The 22,663-nt window shown below is 65.6% G+C and carries 18 protein-coding genes; 2 read left to right on the top strand and 16 right to left on the bottom strand.

From position 1 onward, the window contains the following. Window positions 1-82 precede the first annotated feature (82 nt). Entirely contained in the window at window positions 83-478 is a 396-nt protein-coding gene (locus tag U5A65_RS21545; RefSeq protein WP_158758619.1) for an acyl-CoA thioesterase, read from the top strand. A gap of 27 nt (window positions 479-505) precedes the next feature. Here the strand turns inward: U5A65_RS21545 and U5A65_RS21550 are convergent, their stop codons facing one another. Together U5A65_RS21550 and U5A65_RS21555 are read right to left on the bottom strand one after the other, a co-directional pair. After that, on the bottom strand, window positions 506-4,072 hold the full coding sequence (locus U5A65_RS21550; protein ID WP_321947293.1) for an EAL domain-containing protein: 3,567 nt from the start codon (window positions 4,070-4,072) through the stop codon (window positions 506-508). A gap of 287 nt (window positions 4,073-4,359) precedes the next feature. Beyond that, on the bottom strand, window positions 4,360-4,842 hold the full coding sequence (locus tag U5A65_RS21555) for a nitrate reductase associated protein (RefSeq protein ID WP_321913678.1): 483 nt from the start codon (window positions 4,840-4,842) through the stop codon (window positions 4,360-4,362). A 149-nt stretch (window positions 4,843-4,991) separates the two neighbouring features. Here U5A65_RS21555 and fdhD point away from each other — a divergent pair, with 149 nt between their 5' ends. Continuing rightward, on the top strand, window positions 4,992-5,849 hold the full coding sequence (fdhD, locus tag U5A65_RS21560) for a formate dehydrogenase accessory sulfurtransferase FdhD (RefSeq protein ID WP_321935008.1): 858 nt from the start codon (window positions 4,992-4,994) through the stop codon (window positions 5,847-5,849). 25 nt (window positions 5,850-5,874) lie between these two features. Here the strand turns inward: fdhD and U5A65_RS21565 are convergent, their stop codons facing one another. The 14 genes from U5A65_RS21565 to U5A65_RS21630 form a co-directional block, all read right to left on the bottom strand. Then, window positions 5,875-6,645, bottom strand: coding sequence for an enoyl-CoA hydratase (locus tag U5A65_RS21565; RefSeq protein WP_321947295.1), 771 nt, complete (start codon window positions 6,643-6,645; stop codon window positions 5,875-5,877). A gap of 133 nt (window positions 6,646-6,778) precedes the next feature. Next, entirely contained in the window at window positions 6,779-7,978 is a 1,200-nt protein-coding gene (locus U5A65_RS21570; protein WP_321913675.1) for an acetyl-CoA C-acyltransferase, read from the bottom strand. Between the two features lie 34 nt (window positions 7,979-8,012). Continuing rightward, complete coding sequence (locus tag U5A65_RS21575) at window positions 8,013-10,454, bottom strand: 3-hydroxyacyl-CoA dehydrogenase/enoyl-CoA hydratase family protein (protein WP_321947297.1); 2,442 nt, start codon at window positions 10,452-10,454, stop codon at window positions 8,013-8,015. 141 nt (window positions 10,455-10,595) lie between these two features. Next, window positions 10,596-12,383, bottom strand: coding sequence for an acyl-CoA dehydrogenase C-terminal domain-containing protein (locus U5A65_RS21580; protein WP_321947299.1), 1,788 nt, complete (start codon window positions 12,381-12,383; stop codon window positions 10,596-10,598). 69 nt (window positions 12,384-12,452) lie between these two features. Continuing rightward, the gene (locus U5A65_RS21585; protein WP_233882901.1) at window positions 12,453-13,052 is read right to left on the bottom strand and encodes a TetR/AcrR family transcriptional regulator; all 600 of its coding nucleotides are present in this window, start codon (window positions 13,050-13,052) and stop codon (window positions 12,453-12,455) included. 246 nt (window positions 13,053-13,298) lie between these two features. Then, complete coding sequence (locus U5A65_RS21590) at window positions 13,299-14,687, bottom strand: phospholipase D-like domain-containing protein (RefSeq protein ID WP_415765335.1); 1,389 nt, start codon at window positions 14,685-14,687, stop codon at window positions 13,299-13,301. Between the two features lie 7 nt (window positions 14,688-14,694). Then, the gene (nudB, locus tag U5A65_RS21595; protein WP_321913672.1) at window positions 14,695-15,171 is read right to left on the bottom strand and encodes a dihydroneopterin triphosphate diphosphatase; all 477 of its coding nucleotides are present in this window, start codon (window positions 15,169-15,171) and stop codon (window positions 14,695-14,697) included. Window positions 15,172-15,320: 149 nt separating this feature from the next. Continuing rightward, window positions 15,321-17,126 (bottom strand): aspartate--tRNA ligase, encoded by a 1,806-nt coding sequence (aspS, locus tag U5A65_RS21600; protein ID WP_321913671.1) that lies wholly within the window; start codon window positions 17,124-17,126, stop codon window positions 15,321-15,323. 64 nt (window positions 17,127-17,190) lie between these two features. Further along, window positions 17,191-17,832: a DUF502 domain-containing protein gene (locus U5A65_RS21605; protein WP_110384393.1), complete on the bottom strand. Its 642-nt coding sequence runs from the start codon at window positions 17,830-17,832 to the stop codon at window positions 17,191-17,193. A 97-nt stretch (window positions 17,833-17,929) separates the two neighbouring features. Next, window positions 17,930-18,301: an FmdB family zinc ribbon protein gene (locus U5A65_RS21610; RefSeq protein ID WP_321913670.1), complete on the bottom strand. Its 372-nt coding sequence runs from the start codon at window positions 18,299-18,301 to the stop codon at window positions 17,930-17,932. Window positions 18,302-18,520: 219 nt separating this feature from the next. After that, a complete protein-coding gene (locus tag U5A65_RS21615; RefSeq protein ID WP_321947300.1) occupies window positions 18,521-19,171 on the bottom strand; it encodes a methyltransferase domain-containing protein in 651 nt (216 codons plus the stop codon). 27 nt (window positions 19,172-19,198) lie between these two features. Continuing rightward, complete coding sequence (ubiB, locus tag U5A65_RS21620) at window positions 19,199-20,776, bottom strand: ubiquinone biosynthesis regulatory protein kinase UbiB (protein ID WP_321913668.1); 1,578 nt, start codon at window positions 20,774-20,776, stop codon at window positions 19,199-19,201. 18 nt (window positions 20,777-20,794) lie between these two features. After that, a complete protein-coding gene (locus tag U5A65_RS21625) occupies window positions 20,795-21,430 on the bottom strand; it encodes an SCP2 domain-containing protein (RefSeq protein WP_321913823.1) in 636 nt (211 codons plus the stop codon). Between the two features lie 184 nt (window positions 21,431-21,614). After that, a complete protein-coding gene (locus tag U5A65_RS21630; protein WP_321947303.1) occupies window positions 21,615-22,640 on the bottom strand; it encodes a Tim44 domain-containing protein in 1,026 nt (341 codons plus the stop codon). Window positions 22,641-22,663: the final 23 nt, after the last annotated feature.

The raw sequence follows: 22,663 nt of genomic DNA on the forward strand, positions 1-22,663 counted from the left end.
ACGCCACGCCGGGCGCGCCCCGCTTGCCTCCAGCCTGCGCCGCAATGCTGTCCGCCGTTCGATCCCTTTTCATGGAAGCCCGATGACCGACTCCTTCCCGCTCCCCCAAAAATCGCCCGCGCTGCGCGTCGTGCCGCAACCCTCGGACGCCAACGTTCACGGCGATGTCTTCGGCGGCTGGATCATGGCGCAGGTCGACATTGCCGGTTCGATTCCGGCGAGCCGCCGCGCCAATGGACGCGTTGCGACCGTCGCGGTGAACTCGTTCGTGTTCAAGCAACCGGTGTTCGTGGGCGACCTGCTGAGTTTCTACGCCGACATCGTCAAGACCGGCAACACCTCGGTGACCGTCGAGGTCGAGGTGTACGCGCAGCGTATGCGCCTCCAGGAGGAGGTCGTGAAGGTGACGGAAGCCACGCTCACCTATGTTGCGACCGGCACGGACCGCCGCCCGCGCCAGCTGCCGCCGATTGAATAACGCTCGCGCCCGGCCGCTGCGCCGGGCTTAGCCCGTCCACGCCAGCCCCGGCGCTTCCTCGTACGTTGCGCTCGCGCGCAACAGCGCCGCGGCCTCGTCGCCGGGTAGCGGCGGCGCGAAGAAGTAACCCTGCAGCTCGTCGCACGCGCGATCACGCAAGAAGGCGAATTGCGCCGACGTCTCCACCCCTTCCGCGATCACCTGCAACTGCAGCTCGTGCGCAAGCGCGATGATGGCCGCCGTGATCGTTTCATCGTCGCTGCTCGTGCCGATGTCGGCCACGAACGAGCGGTCGATCTTGAGCCGGTCCACCGGCAGCCGCTTCAGGTAGCTCAGACTCGAATAGCCGGTGCCGAAGTCGTCGATGGCAATGCCGATGCCGAGCGCGTGCAGCTCGTTCAACATCGACACGGCTTCTTCCGCGTTGCGCATGAGCGTGCTCTCGGTCAGCTCGATTTCGAGCCAGCAGGCTTCCAGCCCGGTTTCCTGCAGCACGTCCTTCACGAGCTGCGCAATGTCGCGCTGGTGGAACGTCTTCGCCGAGAAGTTCACGGAAACGCGCACGGGCGGCAACCCCGCGAGTTGCCACGCCCGGTTCTGGCGGCACGCCTCACGTAGCACCCAGTCGGAGAGCGGGCCGATCAGGCCGCTTTCTTCCGCCACGGGAATGAACTGCGCAGGCGACACGAGTCCAACCTCCGGGTCGCGCCAGCGCACGAGCGCCTCCATGCCGACGACGCGGCCGCCCTCGATCTCCACCTGCGGCTGGTAGTGCAGCAGGAATTCGCTGTCGCGCAGCGCGCGGCGCAGGCGCCGCTCGAGATTCAGGCGCGCACCCACATTCGCGTTCATCTCCGGCTGGAAGAACTGGAACGTGTTGCGGCCCATGTCCTTCGCGCGGTACATCGCGACGTCGGCCTTCTTCATGAGCGTTTCGGCGTCGTTGCCGTCCTGCGGGAACACGCTCGCGCCCATGCTGCAGCCTACGTACAGTTCGGTGCCGTCGATCCACACCGGCTCCGAGATCAGCGCGCGCGCGCGCTCCATCCAGCCGATCAGCGACTTTTCGTCGATGGTGTCGGTGAGCACGATCACGAACTCGTCGCCGCCGTGGCGCGCGACCGTGTCGGTCGTGCGCGTGCAACGCTGAAGCCGCTCGGCCACCACCCCGAGCAGACGGTCGCCCACGCTGTGCCCGAGACTGTCGTTGACGTTCTTGAAACCGTCGAGGTCGATGAACACCACGGCCACGCCCGTGTCGTGCCGCTGCGCCGCGAGCAGCGCATGCTGAAGCCGGTCGCGCAGCAGGTTGCGGTTGGGCAGCAGCGTGAGGCTGTCGTAGTTCGCCTGGTATTCGAGCTGCTCCTGATAGCGGATCAGCTCGGTCACGTCGTTGATGATGCCGATGTGATGCGTGATGCGGCCATCGAGATCGGGCACCGGCGCGATCAGCAGCTGGTTCCAGAAGAGCGCGCCGTCCTTGCGGTAGTTGCGCAGCACGGCGCTCACTTCGCGATTGGACAGCAGCGCCTTGCGCACCGCGATGAGGCCGTCCTGATCGCGGTCGTCGCGTTGCAGGAAACGGCAGTCCTGGCCAACCACCTCGGCCGGATCGAAGCCCGTGATGCGGCGAAACGCAGGATTCGCGTACTCGATCAGATTGCTGCCGCCCGGACCCGGCGCGGTGATGAGAATGGCGTTCACGCACGCGTCGAGCGCACGGCTTTGCAGGCGCAGCGCGAGGTCGGCGCGCTTGCTTTCCGTGGTGTCCGAGTACGAGCCGAGCACGCCGATCACGCGGCCGTCGCCATCGAGCAGCGGCAGCTTGCTCGTGAGCGTCGTGCGGTGCAGGCCGTCGATCGTGTGGTCGTCCTCGAAGTTGATGCGCGGCAGGCCCGACTCGATCACCTCGCGATCCTGTTCGCGCATGTCGTCGGCGTAGGCGCGCCACGGCAGGTCTTCATCGGACTTGCCGATGATCTGCTCGGGGTAAGCGAGGCCCGCGTCGCGCGCGAACGTCATGTTGCAGCCGAGATAGCGCGATTGCGCGTCCTTCCAGAAGATGCGCTGCGGGATGTTGTCGATCACCGACTCGAGCATCTGGTTCGAGCGCTGCGCCTCCGCCTCGGCCTTGATCTGCTCGGTGACGTCGTCGGCGAGCACGAACACGGCGTCGCGGCCGAGGAAGGTGAGCGAGTGATGCGAGATGTCGGCGCTGATGATCGAGCCGTCGCGGCGGCGATGGTGCCAGATGCCGGCCATCATGCGCACGTTCTGCGTGAGCATGTCCGAGCGCGTGAGATGTTGCTCGAGCCGCGAGACGTCCTCGGCGGGACGGATGTCGCGGATCGTCATCGCGAGGAACTCCTCCTCGCTGTAGCCGTATTGCTGGATCGCGGCGCTATTCACGGCGAGAAAGCGCAGCGTCTCGCGGTCGAACACGTACATCGGCACCGGGTGCGCGTCGAACAGCCCCTGAAAGCGCTCGCTGCGCAGGCGCATGCCGCTCACGGCGCGCAGCTTCTCGCGGGCGGCGCTTTCGCGCGCGCCGAACGTGTAGATGAGCAGCGTCCCACCCGCGAGCATCGTCACGATCAGCAGCAACAGGGCGCGGCCGCCCGAGCGCGCCGAGTCGGCGAGCGCGGCGGCGAGCGCCAGATCCTCTGCGCGTTGCAGCGCCGCGAGCCGGGCGTCGAGCTGGTCCACGAGGTTGTCGACGCGGATGTATTCGCCGGCGAGCCACGCGGCAGTGGCAGGCGACGGCGCTTCGACACTGGCCGTGAGTACTGCTGTGGGCACAGCGGCGGTTGGAGGTGTTGCCGCAGCAGGCGGCGCGGCGGTCGCTGTGACGGGATTTTGGGTGCTGCTTGCCGCGACGCTCGCGCCGAGCGGCGCCGCGGTGAGCGTATCGAGCGTCACGGCGCGCGCCGCCACATCCGCCGCGGCGTGCAGCGGCAAGATGGTGCCGGTCACGACATGGCCGGCCATGCGCGCGTCTGCGGCGTTCGCGGGTTGAACCGCTTTCGCGGCGGCGCCATTGCGTGCGGGCGCCTCGCGCGATTCCCATGGCGCTGCGGGCGAACGTGCGGCATCGGCTGGCATTGCCGTGCCGAATTCCTGGTTGGCCGCGCCGTCAGCCGGAGCCGCCGCCGCTGGCGCGGTCCCGTTCGCCGCAGCCTGTCCGCGCTCGTCGGCAACGCGCTGCTCGGCGCGCGCGAGCGTCACGTCGATCTCGCCCGCAATGGCAGTGGCCTGCGCCGCCAACGCATCGAAACGGGCGGCGAGGTCGGCATTGCCGGCCAGCTCCGCGCGCAGTGCGCGGCCGGTTTCGTCGAGCATGACGGCGCGCGCATCGTGCGCGGCCGCCGACTCCGGCTCGCCCTGCACCGCGAAGCGGCCCAGCGCGCTCACACCGCTGCCAAGGGCATCGCGATAGCGGTCGAGGTCGTGACGGATCGTCGCCGCCTGGCTCGCGCGCAGGTCGATCTGGCGCTGACCGTCGATCTGCGTCCACGCGACAAAAGCGTTCGCGCCCACGGCCGCCGCAACGACGGCCAGATTGATAAGTTGGCGCTTCGAAAAAAGAAGGTTCATGAATGCCGAGCGTCGTTCGCACCCGCGCCGTGAGCGCGGGATGATGGGTCACGACTGCGCGCGACCGGTCGGCGCCTGACGCGCCAACCCGAAATAACGGCAGGGCCGGCCTTGTCTTGAGGGCAAACGGGGAGAAAGAGGCGGAAAAAGACGCGCGACGGCGCGCGCGAGGCGGCCGCGGCTAACAGGAATCGGGTATGGATCGGCTATTTGTCCGCCTGGAAGCGAACAAGAAGCGGCACTGACCCGCTGGTGGGCAGGATTGGCGGGAAATCAGCGCCGGAAAATCACCGCGGCACCGCCAGCCCGAACTCGCGCATCGCCGGCGCGAAGTCGTGATTGCTCTCGGGCTTGCGCGCGAGCTTCGCAAGCACATAGCGCTGGAACGGGTCGAGCTGCGCCCAGTCTTCGAGGCCGGGTGCTTGCAGGCTGGCAAGCTCGGACTGAAGCGCAATGCCGCCCGGCACTGTGTTCACGTCGCGCCAGGCCGGCGCTTCTTCGGGCGCGAACCATTCGGGCTCGACGTTCGCATGCGTGCGCATCATCTCGAAGAGCGCGTGGTCGAAATTGGGCTCGATCTGCGTGTCTTCATCGACGGGGAAACATGCCAGCAGCCGGCGGTCCTCGTAGGGCAGCAACTGCCATTGCGCGAGAGAGATGCGCAGACCAAAGCGATCCAGGTTGAAGCGCACGCACATCGGGATATAGGTGAGGTTTTCGGACGACTCGACCTCGAACCGGAAAAGCAGCGGAGCTTCGTTCAATGCCATGACGGTATCCTCGCGAGGCGGGCAAAGGCGCAGGCAAGCGCGCGCGGCCCGCTTGAGGTATTTTAGAACCTTCCGCGCGCGGCGCGGCTGCGCTGTCCCCTGGCGGCGCTGCGGTGCCGCGCCGCACAAGGACTGATGGAGTTTTGCGCTTGAATACCCCAACCCGCTCGCAGATCGCGGCGACGAATCCCCTGGAATCCGATGGCCAGCCCGGCGCCATCGAGTTGCGCGTGCACCGGCACCGTGGCGGCACGGTAGAAACGCGTGAGGACCACGTTGGCCAGGAATGGCCCGTCGCGCTCGTCTTCAATGGCATTTCGCACGCGGTCATGATGTGCACGCCGCGCGACCTCGAAGCGTTCGCCGTGGGCTTCGCGATCTCAGAAGGCATTGTCGGGCGCAACGCCGACATTCAGGACATCGAGGTGTACTGGCACGACGAGGCGGATTTGCCGCATGCCGAGGTTCATCTCACGGTCGTGCAGCAGGCATTCGTCGAACTCAAGGAAAAGCGCCGCGCGCTCGCCGGGCGCAGCGGCTGCGGCGTGTGCGGCATCGAGAGCATCGACTTGCTCGATCTCGAGCCCGAGCAGGTGCCCGACACCGGCTTCGCCGCGCGCCTGGCGCCGGACGCCATCGCGCGCGCCGCACGCGAACTGCCGCAGCACCAGGCGCTCACGAAGCTCACCGGCGGCTTGCACGCGGCCGCGTGGTGCGACGAGAACGGCGCGATCCTGCGCGCCTTCGAGGACGTGGGGCGCCACAACGCACTCGACAAACTCATCGGCCAGCTCGTGATGGAGCGCGCCGACACGCAGCAGGGCTTCGTCTTCCTCTCCAGCCGTGCAAGCTACGAACTGGTGCGCAAAGCCGCGCGCGTGGGCATTCCGATGGTCGCGACGATCTCGGCGCCTTCTTCGCTTGCGATCGCCATTGCGAAGCGTGCCGGACTGCGGCTCGTGAGTTTTTGCCGCGAGTCCGGCTATGTCGATTACGAAACGGCCTGATTCAACCTGAGCTTGCGCTCGCGGCTCAATCGAACTGCCGGAAATCCGGCTTGCGCTTTTCGAGGAACGCCGTGAACGCCTCGCGCGCTTCGGGCGCGAGCAGCATCTTGCCGAAGTGCACGAACTCTTCGCTCATGCGCGTCTTGATCTCGTGGTCGCTCGCGCGCTTCATGAGCGACTTCGTCACGCGCAGCGACGACGCGGGCAGCGCCACGAGCTTCGCCAGTTGCCCGGCGACGAACGGATCCAGTTCGGCGGCCGGCAGCACGCGGTTCACGAACCCCATGCGATGCGCTTCCACCGCGTCGAAGGTCTCGCCGAGCAGCAGCTTTTCCGCCGCGCCCTGATAGCCCGCAATACGCGGCAGCAAGAGCGACGAAGCCGCCTCGGGGCACAGCCCCAGTTGCGCGAACGGCACGGCGAAGCGCGCATTGTCGGCCGCGTAGACGACGTCGCAATGCAGCAGCAGCGTCGTGCCGACTCCGATCGCCGGCCCTTTCACCGCCGCGACGATCGGCTTCTCGAACGTCGAGATGGCGTCGAGAAAGCGGATCACGGGGGAATCGGCGCCGGCGGGCGGGCTCTTCAGGAAGTCTTCGATATCGTTGCCGGCCGTGAAGATCTCGGCGTGGCCGCCAATCAGCACCGCGCGCACCGAGGCGTCCTCGTTCGCGCCGGTTAGCGCGTCGGCCATCGCCTGATACATCGCGGGCGTGAGCGCATTCTTGCGCGCGGGCCGGTCGATGGTGATCGTGAGCACGCCGTTTTCGCGTGCTACGAGAATTTCGTTGCTCATACGAATGTCTCCTCTGTCGACCGGAGTTGGCGCTTCAACGCTGACTCCAGTCCCACCTGCTCTGATACGAAAAACGGTCCGCAAACCGTGAAGTCTGCGAACCGTGTCGATAACGCCTGAGCGCTAGTCGTGCTTACAGCCGCTCGATGATGCCCGCCGCGCCCATGCCGGTGCCAACGCACATCGTGACCATGCCGTACTTGTAGTTGCGGCGGCGCAGGCCGTGCACGACCGTCGAGGCGCGAATCGCGCCCGTCGCGCCGAGCGGGTGGCCGAGCGCAATCGCGCCACCGAGCGGATTGATCTTCGAAGGATCGAGGCCGAGGTCCTGGATCACCGCCAGCGACTGCGCGGCAAACGCTTCGTTCAGCTCGATCCAGTCGAGATCGTCCTGCTTCAGGCCCGCGGCCTTCAGCGCCGCCGGAATCGCTTCCTTCGGACCGATGCCCATGATCTCCGGCGGCACGCCGCGCACCGCGAAGCTCACGAAGCGCGCAAGCGGCGTGAGGTTGAACTGCTTGAGGATCTTCTCGGAGACGACGATCAGCGCGCCCGCGCCGTCCGACGTCTGCGAGCTGTTGCCGGCCGTGACCGAGCCCTTGTTCGCGAACACCGCGCGCAGCTTCGCGAGGCCTTCGAGCGTGGTGTCGCCACGCGGGCCTTCGTCCAGCTCGATCAAACGTTCCTTCACCTTCACTTCGCCCGAAGCGAGATCCGGGAAGCGCTCGACGATCGTGTACGGCGCGATCTCGTCCTTGAACTCGCCCGCTTGCTGCGCGGCGAGCGCGCGGCGATGCGATTCGACCGAGAACGCGTCCTGCGCCTCGCGGCTCACCTTCCAGCGCTCCGCGACCTTCTCGGCGGTCAGGCCCATGCCGTAAGCAATGCCGATGTCTTCATTGCGATCGAAGATATGCGGCGAGAGCGACGGCTTGTTGCCCATCATCGGCACCATGCTCATCGACTCGCAGCCGCCCGCGATCATCGCGTCGGATTCGCCCACGCGGATGCGGTCGGCGGCCATGGCGAGCGCCGTGAGACCCGACGCGCAGAAGCGGTTGACGGTCACGCCGCCCACGCTCTGCGGCAGCCCCGCGAGCAGCGCGCCGATACGCGCCACGTTCAGGCCTTGCTCGGCCTCCGGAATCGCGCAGCCGACGATCGCGTCTTCGATCACGCTCGTGTCGAGCCCGGGCACCTGCGCCACGGCCGACTTGATTGCGTGAACGAGCAGCTCGTCCGGGCGGGTGTTCTTGAACACGCCGCGCGGCGCCTTGCCAATGGGAGTGCGGCTCGCGGCGACGATGTAGGCGTCCTGCAACTGTTTGCTCATCTCTTACTCCAGTATCTGGTGTGCGTCGTGCCGCTTAGTTGCGCACCGGCTTGCCGGTTTGCAGCATGCCCATGATGCGTTCCTGCGTCTTCTGCGTGCCGAGCAGTTCGACGAAGGCGCGGCGCTCGAGCTTGAGCAGCCATTCTTCGTCGACGAGGCTGCCTGCCTCGACGTCGCCGCCGCACACCGCTTCCGCGATGCGGCTCGCGATCAGGAAGTCGTGATCGCTGATGAAGCGGCCGTCGCGCATGTTCACGAGCGACGCCTTGATGGTCGAGATCGCCGAGCGGCCCGCCACCGGAATCTGCGTGGCGCGCAGCGGCGCACGGTAGCCCGCCGCGCTCAGCGCGCGCGCTTCCTTCTTCGCCGTGTCGAGCAGTTCGAACACGTTGAAGACGATCGTGTCCGAAGGCTTCAGATAGCCCATTGCGCGTGCTTCGTGCGCCGAGGCCGAGACCTTCGCCATCGCGGCGTTTTCGAACGACTTCTGCAGGAAGCGGAGCAGATCGCTCGGCACCGCGCCGATCGCCTGCGCGCCTTCTGCGGCGCGAATCGCCGCTTCCTTCAGGCCGCCGCCGGCGGGCACGAGGCCCACGCCCACTTCCACGAGGCCGACATAGCTCTCGATGTGCGCCACACGCTTCGCGCTCTGCAGCATGATTTCGCAGCCGCCGCCGAGCGCGATGCCCGACACCGCCGTGATGACCGGCACGTTCGCGTACTTCACGCGCAGCATCGTGTCCTGGAACTTCTTCACGAACGGCTCGATGCCTTTCGCACCGCCCATCATGAACGCGGGCATCGCCTCTTCGAGGTTCGCGCCAGCCGAGAACGGGCCGCCCGGCGCGCCGAGCTTCAGCGACGTCGGTTGCCAGATCACGAGGCCCTTGTAGCCGTCTTCGGCAATGTCGATGGCCTTCACGAGCGAGTCGAGCAGGCCCGGGCCCATCGTGTTCATCTTGCTCTTGTACGAGACGATGACGACGTCGTCCTCGCCCGCGCGGTCGTCCACCCAGGCGCGCAGGTTTTCGTTCTCGAACAGCGTCTTGCCGTAGGTCTTCGGGTCGCGTGCATTCGTTTCACCGAACAGCGCCGCGCGGAACACCTGGCGCTCGTACACCGGCAGATTCGAGCGCGGCACGAAGCGCGCTTCGGCGGGCGACCACGAGCCGTCCGCGCCATGCACGCCGCCGTTCGCGGCGACCGGACCTTCGAACACCCAGGCGGGCAGCGGCGCATTCGAAAGCGCCTTGCCTGCATCGATGTCTTCCTTCACCCATTCGGCCACCTGCTTCCAGCCTGCGGCCTGCCAGCCCTCGAACGGGCCTTCGTTCCAGCCGAAGCCCCAGCGGATCGCGAGATCGATATCGCGCGCATTGTCCGCGATCGACTGCAGATGCACGCCGATGTAGTGGAACACGTCGCGGAAAATCGACCACAGGAACTGCGCTTGCGGGTGCTGCGTTTCGCGCAGCAGCTTCAGACGTTCTGCGGGCGGGCGCTTGAGGATACGGCCCACCAGCTCGTCGGCCTTGCCGCCGCCGTCGACGTACTCGCCCGTATTCGCGTCGAGCACCTTGATCGCACGGCCTTCCTTGCGATAGAAGCCACCGCCCGTTTTCTGGCCGAGCGCGCCCTTCGCTACGAGCCCCGCGAGCACCGCCGGCGTTTCGTACACCGGGAAGAACGGATCGTCCTTCAGGTTGTCCTGCATCGTCTTGATGACGTGCGCCATCGTGTCGAGGCCCACGACGTCCGCCGTGCGGAACGTCGCCGACTTCGCGCGGCCAAGGCGCGAGCCCGTGAGGTCATCGACTTCGTCGAAACGCAGTCCGAACTTCTTCGCCTCGGCGATCACCGCGAGGATCGAGAACACGCCCACGCGGTTCGCGATGAAGTTCGGCGTGTCCTTCGCGCGCACCACGCCCTTGCCCACCACGCTCGTCAGGAACGATTCGAGCTGGTCGAGAATTTCGGGCTTCGTCTGCGCGGTCGGGATCAGCTCGACGAGGTGCATGTAGCGCGGCGGGTTGAAGAAGTGCACGCCGCAGAAGCGCGCCTTCAACGCATCGTCGAAGCCATGCGAGAGTTCGGTGATGGAAAGGCCCGAGGTGTTGGTCGCGAAGATCGCGTTCGGAGCGATGTGCGGCGCGACCTTCTTGTAGAGGTCGTGCTTCCAGTCCATGCGCTCGGCGATCGCTTCGATCACCACGTCGCATTCCGCGAGCTTGGCGATGTCGTCTTCGTAGTTCGCGGGCGTGATGTATTGCGCGTCGTCCTTCACGCCGAACGGCGCGGGCGAGAGCTTCTTGAGCGTCTCGATTGCCTTGAGCGCGATGGCGTTTTTCGGGCCTTCCTTCGCGGGCAAATCGAACAGCAGCACGGGCACGCGGGCGTTGATCAGGTGCGCGGCGATCTGCGCGCCCATCACGCCGGCGCCGAGCACGGCCACCTTGCGAATATTGAGGTTGCTCACGTTGTTCCTCCAGCGGGTATGCAATGTCGAGCGGATTGAGGTGTGAGGGCGGCGTGCCTCAACGGGTAACCGAGCGGGCGCCGCCTCTGGACATCGTGTTGAGCGGGCGCGCGCCTTTGCAAAGCACGCGCCCGTTGGCTTTTAGAACAACGCTTCGTCGACTTCCATCAGCGTCTTCGAACCCGCGCGCGCCTGGCGGATCGCGGTGGCCGTTTCGGGCAGGAGCTTCGCGAAGTAGAAACGCGCCGTGGCCAGCTTCGACTTGTAGAACGGATCGCCCGAGCTTTCCTTGTCGAGCGCGATGCGCGCCATGCGCGCCCAGAAGTACGCGAACACGAGGTGGCCCGCCGTACGCAGGTACGGCACCGCAGCGGCGCCGACTTCGTCGGGGTTCTGCATCGCCTTCATGCCGATTTCCATCGTGAGCTTCTGCACCTTGTCGCCGATGTCGGCGAGTGGGTTCACGAACTCCTGCATTTCCGGCTTGATACCTTCGCTCTCGACGAACTCCGTCACGAGCTTGCCGAACTTCTTGAGCTTCGCGCCCATGTCGCCGAGCACCTTGCGGCCGAGCAGGTCGAGCGACTGGATCGTGTTCGTGCCTTCGTAGATCTGGTTGATACGCGCGTCGCGCACGTACTGCTCCATGCCCCACTCCGAGATGAAGCCGTGGCCGCCGTAGACTTGCATGCCGAGGTTGGTGCTCTCGAACGCGTTGTCGGTGAGGAAGGCCTTGATGATCGGCGTGAGCAGCGCGACGAGATCGGCGGCTTCCTTGCGCTCGGTTTCGTCAGCGTGCGAAAGTTCCTTGTCGATCTGCAGCGCCGACCAGTACGTGAACGCGCGCGCGCCTTCGGCCCAGGCCTTTTGCGTGAGCAGCATGCGGCGCACGTCCGGATGCACGATGATCGGGTCGGCGGCCTTTTCGGGCGCCTTCGGGCCGGTCAGCGCGCGCATCTGCAGGCGCTCTTTCGCGTACGTGAGCGAGTTCTGGTAAGCGACTTCGGTCAGGCCAAGGCCTTGCATGCCCACGCCCAGGCGCGCGGCGTTCATCATCACGAACATGGCGTTCAAGCCCTTGTTCGGCTCGCCAACGAGCCAGCCCTTCGCGCCGTCGAGATTCATCACGCAGGTCGCGTTGCCGTGAATGCCCATCTTGTGCTCGATCGAGCCGCACTTGATGCCATTGCGCTCACCGACTTCGCCCGCGGCCGTGGGGATGAACTTCGGCACGACGAAGAGCGAGATGCCCTTGGTTCCCGGCGGCGCGTCCGGCAGGCGCGCGAGCACGAGGTGGATGATGTTCTCGGCCATGTCGTGCTCACCGCTCGAGATGAAGATCTTCGTGCCGGTGATCGCGAACGAGCCGTCGCCGTTCGGCTCGGCCTTCGTGCGCAGGATGCCGAGGTCGGTGCCGCAGTGCGGCTCGGTCAGGCACATCGTGCCGGTCCACACGCCTTCGACGAGCTTCGGCAGATAAGCCTTCTGCAGTTCGGGCGTGCCGTGCGCATGCAGACACTCGTAGGCGCCATGCGAGAGACCCGGATACATGGTCCACGCCTGGTTCGCCGAGTTCAGCATTTCGTAGAGCGCGTTGTTCACGAACGCGGGCAGACCCTGGCCGCCGTAATCGGGATCGCAGCCGAGCGCCGGCCAGCCGGCCTCGACATATTGCTTGTACGCTTCCTTGAAACCAGTGGGCGTGGTGACCACGCCGTCGCCGGCGTAGGTGCAGCCTTCACGGTCGCCGACCTGGTTCAGCGGAAACAGCACCTCGGAGCAGAATTTGCCGGCTTCTTCGAGCACCTGGTTGATGGTGTCGGCGTCGAGGTCGGCGTGCTTCGGCATCTGCTTCACTTCGCCTTCCACGTTCAGCAGTTCGTGCAGCACGAACTGCATGTCGCGCAGCGGCGCGGTGTACTGTCCCATGTCTTCTCTCCAAAATTTGAGCTACGGGTCCCACGCGCGCCGCCGCGACTTCGTGTTGCGGTCTGGGCGCTACTGGGTCTCGCTCTGATACGAAACAATCAGCTTCTCGAACGCGGCCCACGTATGCTCGACCGCGTCCGGCAGATGCAGGAAGCGGCCGTCATGGTGCAGGCCGAGCGTCACGCTATACAGTTCGAAGAGCATCAGCGCGGGATCGGTCTCCTTGCGCAAATGGCCTTCTTCAATTGCCTGCGAAATGGCCCTCAGGAGCGCCGCGCGCCACATCGACACGCTCGCCACGAGCTGTTCGCGCACCTGGCTGTCGGCGCGGTCGTCGTACTCGACGGCGCCGCTGATGTAGATGCAGCCGGTCGTGACTTCGTGAATGCGCTTCTCGAACCATCGCGACAGCATCGCACGCAGACGCGGCAAACCGCGCGGCTCGCGCAAACTCGGAAAGAAGACTTCTTCCTCGAATCGACGGTGGTACTCGCGCACCACCTCGACCTGCAGGTCTTCCCGAGACCCGAAGTGAGCGAAGACGCCACTCTTGCTCATCTGCATGCGCTCGGCGAGCAGGCCGATGGTCAGGCCTTCCAGGCCATCGCGTCCTGCGAGGTCGAGTGCTGCATCCAGAATGGCGGCTCGTGTCTGTTCGCCTTTTCGCATAGCTTTCTTTACCGTAACGATGTGGCCGCGATGTTGCCGTCAATTGCTCGTCAACTGCTTACATCAAGGCCTGAATTAAATCGAACGGCCGTACTATTGTTGAGGACAGCCGTCCGCGAAACAAGGACTTTATTAGAAACCGATTTCTAACCGGTACTCTAATTTTGGGGGTTCGTGCGCCGCGCGCAAGCCGACATTCTCTCGATTGCACGTGCGCGGATTCGTATGGCAGGCGGCTTTCTCGTTCTAGTCGTAGCCGCCCACCGTAATGAGCTTCATGAGGGCACGATAGAACGCCCACGCAAGCCAGTTCACGGCGCGCACGTGCCACGGCCGCGCCTCGTAGCGCGCGCGGTCGATCTGCGCGGCATCGCCGAATGCCGTGAGTATCTCGCCGCGCAGCTGTTCGATCTGCGGATGCTGCACGAGCAGCACGTTGGCCTCGTTGTTGAGCACGAGGCTCAGCGCATCGAGATTCGAGGAACCCACGGTGCCCCAGCTCGAATCGACGACGGCCACTTTGCCGTGGAGCATCGTTTTCTCGTACTCCGCAATCTGCACGCCCGCGCTGAGCAACTGGTGATAGAGGAACGGCACCCCGTAGTCGAGCACCTTGAATTCTTTTCGTCCGACCAAAAGCTTGACGGCCACGCCGCGTTCCGCGGCGCTCACCAGCGCGCGCCGCAACCGCCGGCCCGGCATGAAATACGGATTGGCGAGCAGCACTTCCTTGCGCGCCTCGCCGATGGCGTCGAGATAAGCCTTTTCGATGGCGCGCCGGTTGACCACGTTGTCGCGCGCGACGAACGCCACGCAGGGCACTTGCGCCGTGCGCGGATCGCGCACGCTCGCGCGCAGACGCTCGCGCAGCCGCGTGAAGAAGCGCTTCGCGCGCGGCGAGTCCACCGTGGGCGCGAGCGCGCGCAGTGCGTCGTCGACGATCTGCGTGGGGCGCCCGATCGTATGGCCCGTGGGATGCGGCGACATGAAGCCCGCGCTCGCGGGCACGCCGGGCGAAACCTGCTGGGGCAGCGGCGGCCGGTACCCGAGCCGGATCCGCCGCCACTGCTGCTCGATCGCAAGGCGCACGTCCACGACCACGGGGCCGTGCAGTTCGACGGCGAAATCCCAGCGCGAATACGGCAGCTTGTGGCCGTCCTGCTCGAAGTCGTCGATCACGTTGATGCCGCCGCAATACGCGAACTGGTCGTCGATCACACAAAGCTTGCGGTGCGTGCGCGAAAAACCGAAGCGCCCGAAGATATGCGGGTTGTAGACGCGATGCTCCACGCCGGCGCCAGGCCAGGTCTCGAACAGCGCAATGCGCGGCGAGCCAATGCCGTCGGTGATGACGCGCACGCGCACGCCGCGCGCCGCCGCGCGTATGAGCGCGTCGGAGAGCGCGCGACCGATGTCGTCGTCGCAGAAGATGTAGGTTTCGAGCGCAACGTCGCGCGCGGCGGCGTCGATGCGTTCGATCATCGCGCCGAACAGTTCGGCGCTCGAGCCAAACAGGCGCACGTCGTTGCCGCTCGTGAAGCGATAGCGTGAACGATAGCGCCGGCCAAGCAGCGCCTCGCGCAGCCTCACCACGCGCTGCGATTCAATGCCGGGATCGGTACTGGTCTCGCTCATGTTGGGCTCACCCGCGACCTTCGCCTAGCCGCTCGGGCAGTTGCAGAATGGCCTCGCGGTTCGACCACGAGAAACACTTCGCCGCCGCCTGCTCGTAAGGCAGCCACACATAAGCCGTATGCTCGCGCGGCGCGAGCGTGACGACTGTGCCCGCGGGCACTTCCAGGCTGAACCAGTGCTCCGTGTTGCGCGTGACGCCGGGCGCGTAGCGATGGCGCCAGACAGGATAGATCTCGTACTCGATCTCGTGACGCCAGTCGAGCAGCGCCGAGTGCGGAACGCCCGCCGCGCCGACAGCAATGCCCGTCTCTTCGCCCACCTCCCGCACCGCGGTTTCGGCGAACGGTTCGTCGAGCCGGTCCTTGGAACCGGTGACCGACTGCCAGAAACCGGGCCGGTCGGCGCGTTCGATGATCAGGACCTCCAGTTGCGGCGTATGGATGACGACGAGTACGGATTCCGGAATCTTCGGCGGCTTCTGCATGGCGATGGAGCGTGGGGAGGAACGCGCACTGCGCGCTTGCGGCGCGTCTAAAGGTAATTTAACGCAAAAAGCAAAAAAGGCGCACGATGCGCCTTTTTTGTTGTTGCGATGCAAAAGCCCCAAGGGCCTTCGCAGCAGGGATCAAGCGCTTACTGCGCTGCCTTCTGCTCGGGCTGACGCAGACGGATGTGCAGTTCGCGCAGCTGGCGCTCGTCCACCGGGCTCGGCGCCTGCGTGAGCAGATCCTGCGCACGCTGCGTCTTCGGGAACGCGATCACGTCGCGGATCGAGTCGGCGCCGGCCATCATCGTGACGATGCGGTCCAGACCGAATGCGATACCGCCGTGCGGCGGCGCGCCGTACTGGAGCGCGTCGAGCAGGAAGCCGAACTTCGCACGGGCTTCTTCCGCATTGATCTTGAGCGCGCGGAACACCTTGCTCTGCACGTCTTCCTGATAAATACGCACCGAGCCGCCGCCGATTTCCCAGCCGTTCAGCACCATGTCGTAAGCCTTCGCGAGGCAGCGGCCCGGATCCGTTTCGAGGTATTCCAGGTGCTCGTCCTTCGGGCTCGTGAACGGGTGGTGCGCGGCCACGTAGCGGTTTTCTTCCTCGTCGTACTCGAACATCGGGAAGTCGATCACCCACAGCGGCTTCCAGCCCTTCTCGACCAGGCCGTTGGTCTTGCCGAACTCCGAATGGCCGATCTTCAGGCGCAGCGCGCCCAGGCTGTCGTTCACCACCTTCGCGCGATCTGCCGCGAAGAAGATGATGTCGCCGTCTTGCGCACCGGTGCGCTCGAGGATCGCAGCGATCGACGCGTCGTGCAGGTTCTTGACGATCGGGCTTTGCAGACCGTCACGGCCCTTCGCGACTTCGTTGACCTTGATCCAGGCGAGGCCCTTCGCGCCGTAGATGCGTACGAATTCCGTGTAGCCGTCGATGTCGCCGCGCGAGAGTTCGCCGCCCTTCGGCACGCGCAGCGCCGCAACGCGGCCGTCCTTGCTGTTGGCCGGCGTGCTGAACACCTTGAAGTCCACGTCCTTCACGGCGTCAGTCAGATCGGTGAACTCGAGTTTCACGCGCAGGTCCGGCTTGTCCGAACCGAAGCGGCGCATGGCTTCCGAGTACGGCATGACCGGGAACTTCGCGTCGAGCTCGACGCCAATCGTTTCCTTGAACACGTGACGCGCCATGTCTTCGAACAGGTCGCGGATTTCCTGCTCGCCGAGGAACGACGTTTCGCAGTCGATCTGCGTGAATTCGGGCTGACGGTCAGCGCGCAGGTCTTCGTCGCGGAAGCACTTGACGATCTGGTAGTAGCGATCGAAGTTCGCCACCATCAGGAGCTGCTTGAAGAGCTGCGGCGACTGCGGCAGCGCGAAGAACTGGCCAGCGTTCACGCGCGACGGCACGAGGTAGTCGCGTGCGCCTTCCGGCGTGCTCTTCGTGAGCATCGGCGTTTCGATGTCGATGAAGCCGAGCGCGTCGAGATACTTGCGCACGGCCATCGTCACGCGATAGCGCAGACGCAGGTTGTGCTGCATTTGCGGACGGCGCAGGTCGAGCACGCGATGCGTGAGGCGCGTGGTTTCCGAGAGGTTGTCGTCGTCGAGCTGGAACGGCGGCGTGACCGACGCGTTGAGCACGACGAGTTCATGGCACAGCACTTCGATCTTGCCGCTCGTGAGGTTGGCGTTGACCGTGCCTTCCGGACGATTGCGAACGAGACCCTTGATCTGGACGCAGAACTCGTTGCGCACGCCTTCGGCGGCCTTGAACATTTCCGCGCGATCCGGGTCGCAGACGACCTGAACGAGGCCCTCGCGGTCGCGCAGGTCGATGAAGATGACGCCGCCATGGTCGCGGCGGCGCTGCACCCATCCGCACAGCGAAACAGTTTGGCCCAGCAGCTGTTCGGTCACCAGACCGCAGTATTCAGATCTCATCGACATGATGTTCGTCTTTCGTTATGCATGAATGAACGGGAGCGGCGCGTGCAAGCGCGTCGTCCGGTATTTAAAGCGGAGGATCGATGGGGCGGCGTGGAGAGGTTGCCGGCGCGACCACGCCCATCGAAACAATATACTTGAGCGCGGCGTCGACGGTCATGTCCAGCTCGACCACCTCGCTCTTTGGCACCATCAGGAAGAAGCCCGACGTGGGATTCGGCGTAGTCGGGACATACACGCTCACATGATCTTCCTGCAGGTGGTTGACCACGTCGCCGCCGGGAATGCCGGTGAGAAACGCGATCGTCCACGAACCCTTGCGCGGGTACTCGATCAGGAGCGCCTTGCGAAATGCGTTGCCGTTGCTCGAAAGCAGTGTATCGGAAACCTGCTGGATGCTGCCGTACAGCGGTCCGATGATCGGAATGCGGCGCACCAGCGCGTTCCACCACTCCACCAGCTTCTGGCCGATGAAGTTGTGCGTGAGCAGACCGACTCCGAAGATGAACGCGAGCGTGAGCACCGCGCCGAGACCCGGCAGGCGCACGCCGAACACGCGCTCCGGCCGCCACGATTCGGGCAGCAGCAGCAGCGTCTGATCCATCGTGCCGATGACGAGGTTCAGCACCCATAGCGTGATGGCCAACGGCACCAGCACCAGCAGGCCGGTCAGGAATACCGATTTGAACGTCGCTTTCTTGATCGTCATGTACACCGCCAAACGCGCCGCGCACGGCTAATGGGCTGCCAGCGCGGCTTCGGCGCGGCGCGTATTCCCGGGAATGCAGGAATCGCGCCGCAGGTTTTCAGGTCGAGGCTGCCGGGCTGGGCGTGCTCGCCGGGGTGCTCGCCGGGGTGCTCGCTTGTGTGCTCGCAGCGGGCGCGGCTGCGCTCGCTTCGCTGGAACCACTTGCGGCGCCCTCGCCGGCCGGCTTGCTGCCTTCCGACGACGCGTTTTCCTTCGCGCCGGTCGCCGCAGCGCTCTTGGCGCCGTTACCGCCGCGGAAATCGGTGACGTACCAGCCCGAACCCTTCAGCTGGAAGCCCGCCGCGGTGACCTGCTTGCGAAATGTGTCCGCGCCGCAGCTCGGGCACTGCGTCAGGGGCGCATCGCTCATCTTTTGGAGCACGTCCTTGTCGAAGCCGCACGACTCGCAGCGATAAGCGTAGATCGGCATGATCTCTATCCTGATGAAAATCTGATAATTGCTTGCAAAGCCTTGAATTATAGCCGCAAACCAGGACCGCCCCTGGCATTTACCGGGGTTGGGTGTCCAGCGGGGAGGGTCGAAAGGATTGCAGCCGCCTCAGTTCACATGAGGGCAGCTTGCGCGCACATCAAGAGCGCACGCGGCAATGCAAGGCGGCGAGCACGTCGCGCGCCCGCCTGACACCGCTCAAACGTGCGACGGCGCGGCGTCGTTGCGGCGCCACACGAGCCAGCGCTCGCGCCCGGCGAACACGGGCAGCGAGTCGGCCACTGCCTGATCGTCGGCGAGCGTGAAGTATGGCGTGAGCAAGGCGTCGAGTTCATCGCGCGCGATGGCGAACGGCGGCCCCTTGGGCGTTTCGCCGATGAAGAAGTAGCCCGCCAGCAATGCGCCGGGCTGCAACAGCTGGGCCATGCGCACGGCGTAGCTCGCGCGCAGCGACTTGGGCAGCGCGCACAGGAAAGCGCGCTCGAACACCCAGGCCGGCGTGAACGGCGGCGTATAAGCGTAAAAGTCCGCCTCCTCGACGACGCCGGCGTACTGCCCCAGCGCCGCGCGCGCGCTCGCGACCGCGGCCGGGGCGAAGTCGATGGCGCGCACCGTGCGCCCGCGCTCGGCGAGCCAGCGCGCCTCCCAGGCGTTGCCGCAGCCCGGAATCAGCACCGCGGCATCAGGATGCGCGGTGGCGAAGGCTTCGAACTGGCGTTGCACGCCCGCCTGGTCCCACGGCGTGAAACCGCGCTCGAAGCGCTCGTCCCAGAACGAGGGCGACGCCGGGTCGCGGGTTTCGAATTCGGGCACGTCGTCAGGTTGCGGCGGCAGGGTCGGGTCGCTCATCGTCTCACTCCTGGTTCTCGTGGTGCGTCAGCCGCCGTACGCGAACGCAAGCCACACGCGCGCCGCCACCATGCCCACGCCCACGGCCACGCCGAACACGAGCAGGCCCTGCAGCAGGCGGTTCGTGCGGCGTTGCTCGGCGAGCATCGCGCGGATGGTCTCGTCGCTGGCGAAACCGTGCGGCTCCTGGCGGTGCAGCAGCACCTGGTGCACAAGACGCGGCAATTGCGGCAGCGTCTTGCTCCATTGCGGCGCTTCGATCTTGAAGCGCTCGTACCAGCCGCGCAAGCCGATCTGCTCGGTCATCCAGCGCTCGAGATAAGGCTTCGCCGTTTTCCAGAGATCGAGTTCGGGATCGAGCGAACGCCCAAGGCCTTCGACGTTGAGCATGGTCTTTTGCAGCAGCACGAGCTGCGGCTGGATTTCCACGTTGAAACGCCGCGAGGTCTGGAACAGACGCAGCAGCACCTGGCCAAGCGAAATGTCCTTCAACGCCCGGTCGAAATACGGTTCGCACACGGCGCGAATCGCGCTTTCCAGCTCTTCCACGCGCGTATTGGGCGGCACCCACCCCGACTCGATATGCAGCGTCGCCACGCGGTGATAGTCGCGCTTGAAGAACGCGAGAAAGTTCTGCGCGAGGTAGTTCTTGTCGAAGTCCGACAGCGCGCCGACGATGCCGAAATCGAGCGCGATATAGCGGCCGAAATGCGTGGGATCGAGGCTCACCTGGATGTTGCCGGGGTGCATGTCGGCGTGAAAGAAGCCGTCGCGGAACACCTGCGTGAAGAAGATCTCCACGCCCTCGCGCGCGAGCTTCGGAATGTCCACGCCGGCTGCGCGCAGCTTGTCCACCTGGCTGATCGGCACGCCGACCATGCGCTCCATCACGAGCACATTGGCCGTGCTGAATTCCCAGTACATTTCCGGCACGAGCAGCAAGTCGAGGCCCGCGAAATTGCGGCGCAACTGGCTGCCGTTGGCGGCCTCGCGCATGAGGTCGAGCTCGTCGTGCAGGTACTTGTCGAATTCGGCCACCACTTCGCGCGGCTTCAGGCGCTTGCCGTCGGCCCACAGGCGCTCGGCCCACACGGCGATGTCGCGCAGGAGCGCGAGGTCCGAATCGATCACCGGACGCATGTTCGGGCGCAGCACCTTCACCGCCACCGGCTTGCCCGCGTGCTGGCCGGACTTCACCTTGGCGAAGTGCACCTGCGCGATCGACGCGCTCGCCACCGGCACGCGTTCGAACTCGTCGAAAATCGCATCGACGGGCGCACCCAGCGACTTCTCGATCAGGCCGATCGCCACGTTCGAATCGAACGGGGGCACCTGGTCCTGCAGCTTTGCAAGCTCGTTGGCGATATCGGGCGGCAGCAGGTCGCGGCGCGTGGACAGCACCTGGCCGAATTTCACGAAGATCGGGCCGAGGCTTTCGAGTGCGAGACGCAGGCGCAAGCCGGGCGGATCGTCGAAACGACGGCCGATCGTGGTGATGCGCAGGAGCAGCGCCACGCGCCGGTCGTTAATCCGGCTCAACATCATCTCGTCCAGGCCGAAGCGGATGACGGTGAAGAAAATCTTGAGAAAACGCAGAAAACGCATGTCTGGGGGGCCTGTTGACTAGCGCGAGCCGTGCGGGGCAGCGCTCTCGCTCCCGCCGCCGGCCTGTGATTTTTGTTCGATTCGCTCGATGCGCTTTTCCACGCGCGCCAGCGCATCGCGAGCGCGCGACAGGTCTTCGTTGAAGCCGTCGAGCTCGGCGCGCCGCACGAGCTGCGGATTTTCGTCGAGCAGATATTCCGTGACCGAGCCAAGCACGTTGCGGCCGGTGCGCAGTGCCTGCTCACCCGCGGCGCGCGCGAGCGTAGCGATGCGTGAAGCCGGCGCGTCACCAATCAGCTTCGCGAGGTCCTCTTCGGGCTCCCAGCGCAGATGCTCGGCGAGCTTGCCGATGACCTGCGCGAACTCGGCATCGCCCTCGATCTTGACGTGCTTCATGACGGCCGCCTGGCCGCCCTGCACGAACGACGAGAGCGCACCCGCGGGCAGCGAAAGCGTCACGTCGACATCGCCGGCATCGTGATCCTCGACCGCGCCCAGATAGCCGTCCGGCTGCACGAGCAGCGTGAGCACGACAGGCGGGCAGGTGAGGCGCGCCGTCTTGCCCGCATACGGGGCGAGGCGCTCGCGTGCCCACGTTTCACGGGCGAGCAGGTGATTGACGGCAGCAGCGAAGGGCTTGGCGGCAAGAGTCATCGGCATGGAATAAGAAAACCCGCACGGGCACAAGCCCGGGCGGGTTCCCATTGTAACGTTCGAGCCGTCGGATCGCGCCGCCACCCTGCCCTCGCCAACGAGGCACAACGGCTGGCTGGCGCAGCGCTGCGTGATCTTTATCAAATCACGAAGCGCACACGAAGCGCACTACGTCCTTGCAAACTCAGTGAGTTTCGACCTGCTGGATACCCGCGAGCAGCCAGCCTTCACCCGACGTGCGCGACTTCGAGAGATTCCACACCTCCGCAAACGGCACGGCGGGCGCCCCCATGGTTTCGCGAATCAGGCCGGAGAAACGCACGCTCGCAAGGTATTCGTTGTCGCGCTCATCCACGCCGAGCAAGTCCGCGTTGAGTTGCACGACGTCGGTCTGGTTCGGCTGCGCGCCGCGGCCCGCGAGATCGACGCGGATCTCGGCAAACATCTCCGGCGTCGTGAATTCGCGGATGTCGTCCATGTTGCCGGCGTCCCAAGCGGCCTGCAGACGCACGAAGTAAACCTTCGCGTTGCGCACGAAGGCTTCGGTATCGAAGCCAGCCGGGACGGTGGGCGCCGTATCGGCGTGCGGGGTGCTGACCGGATTGGCCTCAGACGCGAGGTACTGCCCTGTGGGCGGCGCGCTGTAGCGCGGCTCCTGCGGCTGATACCCGCCCGACTGGTTCAGGCTGGCCGACGAACCGTACCCGCCACCGGTCTGGTACGCGGGCTCCGCGGCACGGCGTCGGCTCATGAACTTGCGGATCAGCCAGACGGCGATAAAGGCGATGATCGCGATCACGATCATGTTGGCCATCATGCCCGCGAACGCCTCGCCAAGGCCGAAGTGCGAAAGCAGCGCGGCGATGCCGAGACCGGCCGCGAGACCCGCAATAGGCCCAAGCCAGCGGTTGCGCGCCGGCGCGGCCGCGGGCGTGGGAGCCGGCGTGGCGGGTGCGCGCTGGGCCCCGGCCTGCTGCGCGGAATTAGTGGGGCTCGTGGGGCTGGGCTGGGCGGGCGGCGGCGTGGTGCTGCGCTGCGAGGCCACCGACGACTGCTTGCCGAAACTGCGGCCGCCACCCATGCGGCGAGCCTCGGCGTCGAACGACGCGAGACTGCCGGCAATCATCACGCCGGCGAGGGCCAGAACACCGATTCGTCTGGCCCACGATGATGAAAGCTTTTTGGAAGCATCGATTCTGGGCTCAGACATAACGGAAATTCCTTTAAAGACAG

This window comes from Paraburkholderia sp. J10-1 (genome assembly GCF_905220165.1).
Classification (GTDB): domain Bacteria; phylum Pseudomonadota; class Gammaproteobacteria; order Burkholderiales; family Burkholderiaceae; genus Paraburkholderia.